We start from the raw sequence: 8,012 nt of genomic DNA on the forward strand, positions 1-8,012 counted from the left end.
CGCGATCGTGATCGTAATCGCCATTTTGAGCTTTTTGGGTCTGCGATAGCATCTGAACCCTCTCTTCGAGCCGGCGACCGTCCCCGCTCGGCATGGCCTCAGCACGCCCAAGCTGGTCAGACTTAGGTCCCAAGCAAGATACTCCAGGATTGGACCGAAGCCCCGGCTGAGGAACGTAGCCGGCTGGCTCCCGTTGTGGTGAGCTTTGGCGCGACGAAGATGCGTCCGGGCGGAAGAGTTCAAAGCCAGGGAGGAGAGGCCCGACGCTCCGAACGGGCATCGGGCCTGGGCGTAAATGCAAACAATCAGCAGACTGTTCAATTCCCATGCCCAGGCAGCACGTGCCGTGGCCAGGCTTCAGGCTGCCGGGATTCGTCGCCGGCAAATCAGCGTGGTCGGATCTTACAACGACAATGATGAACCGATCAGCGTTGCTGGATATTACGACGATGAGATGAGCGCTCTCTGGCGAGGTGCGATTGCTGGTGCCGCACTTGGCGCCACGGCTGGTCTGTTGGCCGGCTTCAGCGCTTTTGGAGCTCAAGACGCTGATCCCGCGGGGATGACCGGCATGGCCCTGGTCGGTGCGGCGTGGGGCGGCTTTGCCGGCGTGCTTCTCGGAACTTTCGCCAATTTCGCCCAGAAGCCGCGCAAGCCGAAGATCGCAGAAGGTGTCGTACTGGTGATGGCCCGCGTCGATGAAAGGCAGGCCGGCGCCGCGCATACGGTGCTCCGGAGTTTCGCGGAGATGCCTTCCGGGCCGATGAAGAGGAGCGCTTTGCCAAGTTCAAGCCGGCTCCGCGTCCGATCTGGTGCCCGATGAAGTTTGTTTCGCGAAACGGCAATTCAAACCGGAGGCGCCCGACGAAAGCTTGGCAAACCAACACTTTGGAAGCATGCGGGCTACTTGCCGTCGTGTTGTCCTTTATTCTTACCGTTCTGTTGGTTGGTCTCATCCTTGGCTGAACCCATGCCCTTGCCACCGGCGACACTATGCCCGGCAATTGGCGAAGGTTGTGGCCAGTTCGAAGGATTAAACCATTCGTGCTAAGCGTTAATAGGTTATCGGCAAAAGTAGAGGGCGATCACGTGGACAAACGGGCTGAAGGAGACGCGGAGAAATTGGCTCGAGGCGAGTTCGAGCTCAGAGCCGAACGATATGGTGTGAACGCCTTTCTTCTCGTTGTCGAACTGGTAAATCTGCTGGAAAAGCGTGGAACGATCAGCAGCGACGACGTCGCGAAAATCGCCGAAGCCGCCGCACTTGCCGTTGCCGCATCCAGCGAACCCGACGTGAACAGCATCAATCTGTTGCAGGCCATCGCTGCCGCACGCCGGCCCAAATAGGCTTATATCAAATCCGCCAGCAATCGGCGCCCACCGACGCGTGGACTACCGAGATCAAAGGGACGGATGCGGAGGGCAAGCGTGTCGAGGACAACGCGGGAACAGTCGCTCCCGATTTATTCCTGACCTTTTCTGCACTCAATCTCTGAAACCACCCACCCTGCCGGTTGCCGCCACCGATGCACATGTCAGCGTGCCAATGCGCACGACCGAGTGCGCTGGTATAGCGAAGGTTGCGCAGCTACCGCGTGCTCATGCACCGCAACCTAAGCCTCATGCTAATCACCCAGCCGGTTGAGTGCAGTGGGTACAAACGTCCGCTTGTAGAATGGCCTTCTTGCCTATTAATGCAGACGCTCTACCTCGTCCCGATGATTTGGGCTCCCGCTGGAAGGTTCTACGATGCCGGCGAAGTCGCCAATCCACCGCCGATGCACGACCCGGTCATTCTGCGGCTGGTCAAAGAAACGGGGATCACCGTCGAACAGGCGCGCGATCTCATCAACCTATTGGGCAACCTCAACTGGAACTCGCTCTTGCGAGAAGCCCGCTTCCTTACCAGCGCCGCTGAGGCGATAGGCACCCAGTCACGGATATTGAAATATTGAAAGCGCCACAAAATCCGCTAGTCTTAACTGCGGTCGCCTTTGCTTGCCACGAGGTGACTACCTAGCCTAACCCCGCTCCGGCCAAAGCGTCCCCCGCCCTCGCCCCAACCCCGGAGCGGGGCTTTGGTCATCCCCGGCCTTGTCAGGCGCACCGTTGTCCTTGCCACGATGGCCAGTAGCCACGGTGTCGGTGCGGTACTTCATTGTCGCTCAACGTCGCCGCATGTCCCTTCAAAGCGACGCGCTTGCTCACTGGATGACCTTCACGATCCTGCGTGTGCCTGGATCGACCAGGACGGTCTGGTTGTCGACGACGACGTAGCGGTATTTGACGTTGGGGACTTCATGAAGCTCGACGGTATCAGGCAGGGTCGAGCCGACATTGAGCTCCACGCCGGGGAGCTGGACGGACGCCAGAGGCTGCTTTTTCACATACTCGCGTACGATCGTCTCCTGCTGCGGTTCGATGACCACGTCCTGAGCGGCAGCGGCGCCGACACCCGCAAGCAGCAAAAACCCAGCCGCGGCCGCCGAAAGATGCATTCTCATGATTGTCTCCTTTCCTCGTGAGCCACCTCTGCGCTGCGCCGCGTCATGCTGTTCGCAGCGGGGTCGCTATAGGCCGGTAACGTCATCAGGTGGAGCTTGTTCCGCCACGCGGATCGCTTGCCGTTTCCTTCCATTAGTTTGGAACAAAGTTTTTTAGCCACAGTTTTACGCGGTGAAGGGACGCGTTTTCCAAGGAGATCTCTCATGAAAGGCGTTCTGATCACCAGCATGTTAGCAATCAGCGTCAGCTGCGGGGCCGCACTTGCCCAGACGCAGCAGTCGACCGACGATCAGTCCGGCGCCAATTGTGCAGCCGGCACTGCCAATTGCCAGAACGGCGCCAAAATGGGCGAGCAGGCTCAGGGCAAGGCCGGCGCCACCACTGATCAACAGGCGCAGGGCAAACCGAAGCTGAAGACCGGCGAGCAGGCTCAGGGCAAGGCTGGCGCTACGACTGAGCAGCAGGCCACGGGCAACACGAAGATGAAGACTGAAGAGCAGGCCCAAGGCAAGGCTGGCGCCACGACTGACCAGCAGGCCACGGGCAACACGAAGATGAAGACCGAGGAGCAAGCCCAGGGCAAGGCTGGAACCAGCACCACCGAGCAGGCCACGGGCAACACCAAGATAAAGCCCAATCAGCAGGCTCAGGGCAAGGCTGGAACCACCACAACCACCGAGCAAGCTCAGGGCAAGGCTGGCGCCACGACTGAACAACAGGCCACGGGCAGCACCAAGATGAAGACCGACGAGCAGGCTCAGGGCAAGGCCGGGACCACGACCACCGAGCAGACCCAAGGCAATGCCTCGACGCAGACGCAGGACCAGAGTTCGACCGCTTCCATCAGCAATGTGACCGTTGAACAGAAGACCCAGATTACCCAGGTCATCAAGGAAACGAACGTCCAACCCGTTTCCAATGTCGATTTCGACATCTCCGTCGGCGTCGAGGTTCCGCGAAAGAAGGTCCGGCTGCATCGTCTGCCGGCGCGCATCGTCAAGATCGTTCCGGCTTATGAAAATTACGAGTATTTCGTGCTCGCTGACGGCCGGATCGTCATCGTCGATCCGAATACCTACAAGATCGTGGTTATCCTGAGCTAGTTGTGGCCAGACGGTCTACAAGTGGGTTGATCGTACCAAAGCCCGCCGCGCAGCTCGGGCGGCGGGCTTTTCCGTACCCGGCTCCAGCGTCTGCAAATCGCCCATCAAGGTCCGTCCTCGGGGCGAGGAGTGAGCACGGTATGATCGACGGTGTCGGGCAGGCACGGAGTGGGCACGAAGCTTGTTCAGACTGACGCGGTGGCCATGGCATCAATGTTCGTAACCAGCACCCTTCGCGCGTAGTGCCGCGGCCACAGCGGTTCTCCAAACAAGATGAAGATGCCGCCAACCATCAGCGCCACCAACAAGAGTGCCGTTGCGTTTGCAAATATCTCGCCGTAGCGCATGGTAACCTGTCCTGGCCGGAAATCGATTCAGCCTGTGACAGCGGCAATCGGGACGGTGCCGAAACCCAGCTCTACTGCCCTTGGCGCCTTGCGAATGCCGCCTCCCGTTGGATCCTCTCGGGAATAAGCCAGGTGAATAGCGGCACTCTCGGTACTTTGTTCCCGGGGCCGGACGACAGCCGCTCCCTTCATGCCGGACGTTTCCGTTGGCGAAGCCGCTGGCGGTCGTCGCCATTGATGTGCGGCAGCGAGGTCCTTGACGTGACGTTCGTGCATTTGCAGCACCGGCAGCGTCTTCTTGGCAAACTCCTTCGTCGCCGGATGGTCGCCAGAATTCGCGTAAGCGGAAAACAGCGCCAGCGCCTGGGTCTGCATGTCGATATATTTCGATTGGAAACTGTCCCCGCTGGCCTCCTTTAGTTGGTCGGAGAGCGCGCGAAGCTTCCGTGGAGATCGTTCGCCAGTCTCAGAACTGCCTGACGTCTCAGGACCCGCCACTCATCGAGCGCGCCGCCGGCGACTACGGCTGGGCGGCGGTCACCGCCATCAATATAGCGATTGGCCGTACCGCGCCGGCGGAGCTTCTGGATAGCCAGGACCCGCAATGCGCAGCGCCCTTGTCCGGGCTCTGAACAGAGCCGGCGAGGATGCGTGAGGACCGGCTGCGTGGGTGAGATGTCCGAGCCATCCCAGCGTTGACGCCGATCCCGGGGCCGTTCGGCACGGTTTTCGGCAGCGGGCTCGCGCGGGTCTCGCTCCAGATCGTCGCGGGCAGCCGGAGGGTCTGGTTGTGCCATCATCAGAGAGCGCCAGTTTTCGCCTGTGTCGTTCGGTCTAATAGTCCGTCATTCGGTGCCGATGATCAGCCGGGTGGAGAAAGTGGTGCGCACCGGTCGGCTGCAGATCCTGACGGGCCAGGCGGTGCAGACCCCGCTCGGCGTTCCGATCTTCCTGCTCGCCGTCGTTATCGCGCTGCTGATTCCCTTCGGGAATATCCTGCCGGTGCTCTCACTGGTAGTCTTGGCCGTCGCATTGATGGAACGCGACGGTCTCGTAACCCTGATTGGACTGCTGCTCGCCTCGACGTCGTTTGTCGCGACTGCGGCTCTGCTTGTTGTTGTGGCATCAGCGGTCCCGACGTCCTAAGCGCGGGATTGCGAGATCACGGGCGCGTCGTCAGGCATTGAGTCCGAGACCGGCCGCTCACTGACGGCCCAGGCCTGCTCTTCGACATTTTCATCTGCCTCAAGTCTGCGCCGCAACTCGCTCATCACGCGGTGCGTCATCTGAACATCCTCAATCGAAATATGACCTGCCACATAGGCAACAACCATGTCGGTACCCGCAGAGCCATAACGCCAGCAATAGCAGTTTCTAAAAGGGTCCAGAATGTTTGGTCGAACTACCGAGCGGGGATTCGTAACCAGCTCGCTAAGTTCCCCGTGCCGCTCACGATCCTATAGGGTTGAACCAGTGGAGAGCCATGCGGCTATTCGCGAAGATCGAACCCGACAAACAGGCCAACGGCTGGCGCAATCTCGACAATAAGTTCGACCAGCGCGCAGTCACTTTCCACCAGATTCGGCCCGTCTCGGCGCACCGCTGCGATAGTGTCTTTGACGGAGATGATTTGGCCGCGAGGGGCTTGCAGGATTAGCTCGTGAACAAGCTGTTTGGCCGTCACCTTGTCGGGTCGACAGTCCGTCCAAACGTTCATACGAGGCCTCCCACCTCAGCGGGAACCCAAGCGGCCACTTAGGTCACCTCTCGAACAAATCAATGTTCGAATCGTACTGAATAAAGGACTGAATCTTTGGGAGAAATTCTCCTCCTCCTACGGGGAGAGATACATCTTGGCTTCCTTGGCGGCAGCCTCAAAGGCCTTTCGTACCACCTGAGGGTCAATCGGATCGCCCTCTAGATCTGACAGGCAGAGGGTCACCGCCTTGTGCCAGCGAGGTCCTCTGCGGGTCCACCTCTTGAGTTGCTCAAGGGCTGTCCTCGCATTGTTGCAGCCATGCCTGTCGCCGGTTTCAGTCTTCACGAACACCGGAGGGACGAACCAATGGGTTGCCATCGAGGGACAATTAGAGGGGGTGGAAATGTTTGGAAGGGATGTCTGAGCCGGTGATCGAATTTGGTTTGTGCGAAGAGCCACACGACCTGCTAATCAGGAAAAAGCATCCCCTCCTCCATGGCAGCGGCCTGGAACGCCTTGCGGCACTCCTCAGGCTCATCTCGTCGGCAATAACAGCCACGCAAACGCGCACCGCGAGGTTCCAGTCAGGGCCACGGTTGCTTCAGGAGCTCCTTGGCTGCAGCGTGCACGTGGTGGACCCCTAGCGGAAGCCGTCGTGCTCCGTCTTGACGTACACTGGAGGTGCGAACCAAAGGATTGCCATGGAATTTAGAGAAGGACTTCCTCTGCGACCAGCTTCCGGTCGGGAGCTGGTAAACTTTTTGACCCTCGACCCTAAACAGAGGACCGTAACATCCCCATCTCCTCGGCTGCGCCGCGGTCGCGGTGAGGGATAGGCGCCCAGCCTGGTTCGGTTTCGCCGTTGCGGAGCCACGGAAACGGCAGATTCCCTCACGTTGGCGGTGCGGCGGTGGAACGGGGCGACCGAGAACCGCTGTTGCAGTTAAATCTCAGTCTTCGCTGCAGGCCAGCGCGTTCAACGTCCACACATATTTCTGAAAGTCTCAGGCTTTAGCAGCCTTCCGCACGTAGGGATCGCACCATTCGCACGACGACGGGATCGTAGGCGATTTTTTCGGATCTGCTGTAGTTCATTATAAAGAGCGCCGCACCGTCATTGCAGGCGGCAATGACGCGTACGTAGCGGATTTGCCCGTCCCTGATACCGGAATAACTGGCCCACGTCGGCTTAACGCGCCGATAGGTCACTTTCCAGCCCGCCTTTTCATCCTCGACAATTCGATGCTCTATTTCGGCGCGGAAACTGGCCTTTCCGAGCCTTGCGCCCCAAACAGCAAGAAAGGCCTCGTTTTTGCCCTGAAAAGCTGCTCCCTGGTCGGAACGCTGAGTTAAAACAAAGCCGGGGGGCGCATCGAATACAAAGCCAAACTGCTTGATGCCGAAGGGCTGCCACTCTTGCGCATAAAGAAGCGTGGTGGAAAATAACAATGAGACGAAGCTAAGCAGCAAGCGGAACATGGCGCTTAATTAGGGTCGAGTAATATACCGTCCATACCCTGCCGGGGTTTTTTGCCAAGCCGACCTAGCATCGGCAAGCTGGCTTAGTCGCAGACGCCGGCGGCGCCGCTCGACACTGCTGCTTAACCCGACTTGGCTCCAAACTCGTACTCGGGCGATCACCTTGGCCCGATGAGGCGCCGTTGGTGAGCTGCGGCTGGCCAGCGCCGCCGCAGGCAATCGATGGCAAGATTTTGTGGCCGCAGTTGGTCGGCAATCCAAGGCTTACGAGTCCTCGCGTCCAATCCCTGTGCAGATTCCCACTGGAACCAATGCGACCGGGGCCGGTTAACAATGAAGGGGCCCCTCGGATCTTGAATGATGGTCGATCTTTTGAACATCGAGTTGCCTAAAGCCAGGCAGCGCGTGAACAAGCGGAGTCTCTCCAGCGTGCGACCGAAATCCTGGACAAAGACTGCGGCGTCGGCATTAACATCGCGCTGTGCGACAGGATTAGGTCTGCACAACGTCGACTGGCCGAGGCCAGACCTGCACGGACTGCGGTCTGACACGCTGAACATCCGGCCGCTTGGCGGAGCATCGCAACAGGCCGCAAATTTCCGCGCGATGCGCGCTCAGGGCCACTGGTGTTCCAGAGCTTCAATGCGTCCACAAACCGACGGTTGGAGCGTAAAGGACGAACTCGGCGCCGAAATGTCAGATTGTCCCCCGGTCGCTACCGGCAGCAACAAGGTGGTACCGGAAGTTGTTGCGCATGCGTCGTCGAAATAGCGACCAGTTGTGTGCGTCAAGTTCTGCAAAATGGCGTGGCATCGCGGTGACGTCGGCGTGTCCGCCGCGCAGCCCCCGTGTTTAGCGGAGCGGCGGACACATGACGGT

Annotated in this window: 14 protein-coding genes; 6 read left to right on the plus strand and 8 right to left on the minus strand. The window is 59.5% G+C overall.

All coding sequences use genetic code 11. The annotated features are described in order from the left end of the window. The coding region (locus tag NKH49_RS34060; RefSeq protein WP_352930016.1) for a hypothetical protein at positions 1 to 724 on the minus strand (724 nt) is incomplete at its 3' end. A 398-nt stretch (positions 725 to 1,122) separates the two neighbouring features. Here NKH49_RS34060 and NKH49_RS34065 point away from each other — a divergent pair. Together NKH49_RS34065 and NKH49_RS34070 are read left to right on the plus strand one after the other, a co-directional pair. Continuing rightward, positions 1,123 to 1,347 (plus strand): hypothetical protein, encoded by a 225-nt coding sequence (locus NKH49_RS34065; protein WP_352930019.1) that lies wholly within the window; start codon positions 1,123 to 1,125, stop codon positions 1,345 to 1,347. 347 nt (positions 1,348 to 1,694) lie between these two features. Beyond that, a complete protein-coding gene (locus NKH49_RS34070; RefSeq protein WP_352619112.1) occupies positions 1,695 to 1,955 on the plus strand; it encodes a hypothetical protein in 261 nt (86 codons plus the stop codon). Positions 1,956 to 2,204: 249 nt separating this feature from the next. On the opposite strand, the gene NKH49_RS34075 is transcribed toward NKH49_RS34070, so the two are convergent. Next, positions 2,205 to 2,504 carry a DUF1236 domain-containing protein gene (locus tag NKH49_RS34075; RefSeq protein WP_352614254.1) on the minus strand — a complete coding sequence of 100 codons (300 nt, stop codon included), beginning with the start codon at positions 2,502 to 2,504 and terminating at the stop codon, positions 2,205 to 2,207. Between the two features lie 204 nt (positions 2,505 to 2,708). Here NKH49_RS34075 and NKH49_RS34080 point away from each other — a divergent pair, with 204 nt between their 5' ends. Next, the gene (locus NKH49_RS34080) at positions 2,709 to 3,608 is read left to right on the plus strand and encodes a DUF1236 domain-containing protein (protein ID WP_352930022.1); all 900 of its coding nucleotides are present in this window, start codon (positions 2,709 to 2,711) and stop codon (positions 3,606 to 3,608) included. Between the two features lie 185 nt (positions 3,609 to 3,793). Here NKH49_RS34080 and NKH49_RS34085 read toward each other — a convergent pair whose 3' ends face one another. After that, positions 3,794 to 3,955, minus strand: a complete 162-nt coding sequence (locus NKH49_RS34085; protein ID WP_352930025.1) for a hypothetical protein — start codon at positions 3,953 to 3,955, stop codon at positions 3,794 to 3,796. Between the two features lie 27 nt (positions 3,956 to 3,982). Continuing rightward, positions 3,983 to 4,453, minus strand: coding sequence for a DUF4142 domain-containing protein (locus NKH49_RS34090; protein WP_352930028.1), 471 nt, complete (start codon positions 4,451 to 4,453; stop codon positions 3,983 to 3,985). On the opposite strand from NKH49_RS34090, the gene NKH49_RS34095 reads away from it, so the two are divergent. Next, positions 4,402 to 4,587 carry a hypothetical protein gene (locus tag NKH49_RS34095; protein WP_352930043.1) on the plus strand — a complete coding sequence of 62 codons (186 nt, stop codon included), beginning with the start codon at positions 4,402 to 4,404 and terminating at the stop codon, positions 4,585 to 4,587. The genes NKH49_RS34090 and NKH49_RS34095 overlap by 52 nt on opposite strands. Before the next feature lie 226 nt (positions 4,588 to 4,813). Continuing rightward, the gene (locus NKH49_RS34100; RefSeq protein WP_502907994.1) at positions 4,814 to 5,101 is read left to right on the plus strand and encodes an exopolysaccharide biosynthesis protein; all 288 of its coding nucleotides are present in this window, start codon (positions 4,814 to 4,816) and stop codon (positions 5,099 to 5,101) included. Here NKH49_RS34100 and NKH49_RS34105 read toward each other — a convergent pair. The 4 genes from NKH49_RS34105 to NKH49_RS34120 form a co-directional block, all read right to left on the minus strand. Continuing rightward, positions 5,098 to 5,289 (minus strand): hypothetical protein, encoded by a 192-nt coding sequence (locus NKH49_RS34105; protein ID WP_352930034.1) that lies wholly within the window; start codon positions 5,287 to 5,289, stop codon positions 5,098 to 5,100. The two genes, NKH49_RS34100 and NKH49_RS34105, sit on opposite strands and share 4 nt — an antisense overlap. A 155-nt stretch (positions 5,290 to 5,444) precedes the next feature. After that, positions 5,445 to 5,672: a hypothetical protein gene (locus tag NKH49_RS34110; RefSeq protein WP_352474335.1), complete on the minus strand. Its 228-nt coding sequence runs from the start codon at positions 5,670 to 5,672 to the stop codon at positions 5,445 to 5,447. A gap of 117 nt (positions 5,673 to 5,789) precedes the next feature. Beyond that, positions 5,790 to 6,032, minus strand: a complete 243-nt coding sequence (locus tag NKH49_RS34115; RefSeq protein WP_352503259.1) for a DUF982 domain-containing protein — start codon at positions 6,030 to 6,032, stop codon at positions 5,790 to 5,792. A 633-nt stretch (positions 6,033 to 6,665) separates the two neighbouring features. Continuing rightward, a complete protein-coding gene (locus NKH49_RS34120; RefSeq protein WP_352930037.1) occupies positions 6,666 to 7,133 on the minus strand; it encodes a hypothetical protein in 468 nt (155 codons plus the stop codon). Between the two features lie 357 nt (positions 7,134 to 7,490). Here NKH49_RS34120 and NKH49_RS34125 point away from each other — a divergent pair, with 357 nt between their 5' ends. Then, positions 7,491 to 7,904, plus strand: coding sequence for a hypothetical protein (locus NKH49_RS34125; RefSeq protein WP_352930040.1), 414 nt, complete (start codon positions 7,491 to 7,493; stop codon positions 7,902 to 7,904). Positions 7,905 to 8,012 lie beyond the last annotated feature (108 nt).

Origin of the sequence: Mesorhizobium sp. M1088, assembly GCF_040318575.1 — a bacterium.
GTDB lineage: Bacteria > Pseudomonadota > Alphaproteobacteria > Rhizobiales > Rhizobiaceae > Mesorhizobium.

Bases quoted from the DNA above. Each gene is read 5' to 3' on its own strand.
- NKH49_RS34070 (WP_352619112.1), top strand. From the start codon at position 1,695: ATGCAGACGCTCTACCTCGTCCCGATGATTTGGGCTCCCGCTGGAAGG.
- NKH49_RS34075 (WP_352614254.1), bottom strand. From the start codon at position 2,504: ATGAGAATGCATCTTTCGGCGGCCGCGGCTGGGTTTTTGCTGCTTGCG.
- NKH49_RS34080 (WP_352930022.1), top strand. From the start codon at position 2,709: ATGAAAGGCGTTCTGATCACCAGCATGTTAGCAATCAGCGTCAGCTGC.
- NKH49_RS34085 (WP_352930025.1), bottom strand. From the start codon at position 3,955: ATGCGCTACGGCGAGATATTTGCAAACGCAACGGCACTCTTGTTGGTG.
- NKH49_RS34100 (WP_502907994.1), top strand. From the start codon at position 4,814: ATGATCAGCCGGGTGGAGAAAGTGGTGCGCACCGGTCGGCTGCAGATC.
- NKH49_RS34105 (WP_352930034.1), bottom strand. From the start codon at position 5,289: ATGGTTGTTGCCTATGTGGCAGGTCATATTTCGATTGAGGATGTTCAG.
- NKH49_RS34110 (WP_352474335.1), bottom strand. From the start codon at position 5,672: ATGAACGTTTGGACGGACTGTCGACCCGACAAGGTGACGGCCAAACAG.
- NKH49_RS34115 (WP_352503259.1), bottom strand. From the start codon at position 6,032: ATGGCAACCCATTGGTTCGTCCCTCCGGTGTTCGTGAAGACTGAAACC.
- NKH49_RS34120 (WP_352930037.1), bottom strand. From the start codon at position 7,133: ATGTTCCGCTTGCTGCTTAGCTTCGTCTCATTGTTATTTTCCACCACG.
- NKH49_RS34125 (WP_352930040.1), top strand. From the start codon at position 7,491: ATGATGGTCGATCTTTTGAACATCGAGTTGCCTAAAGCCAGGCAGCGC.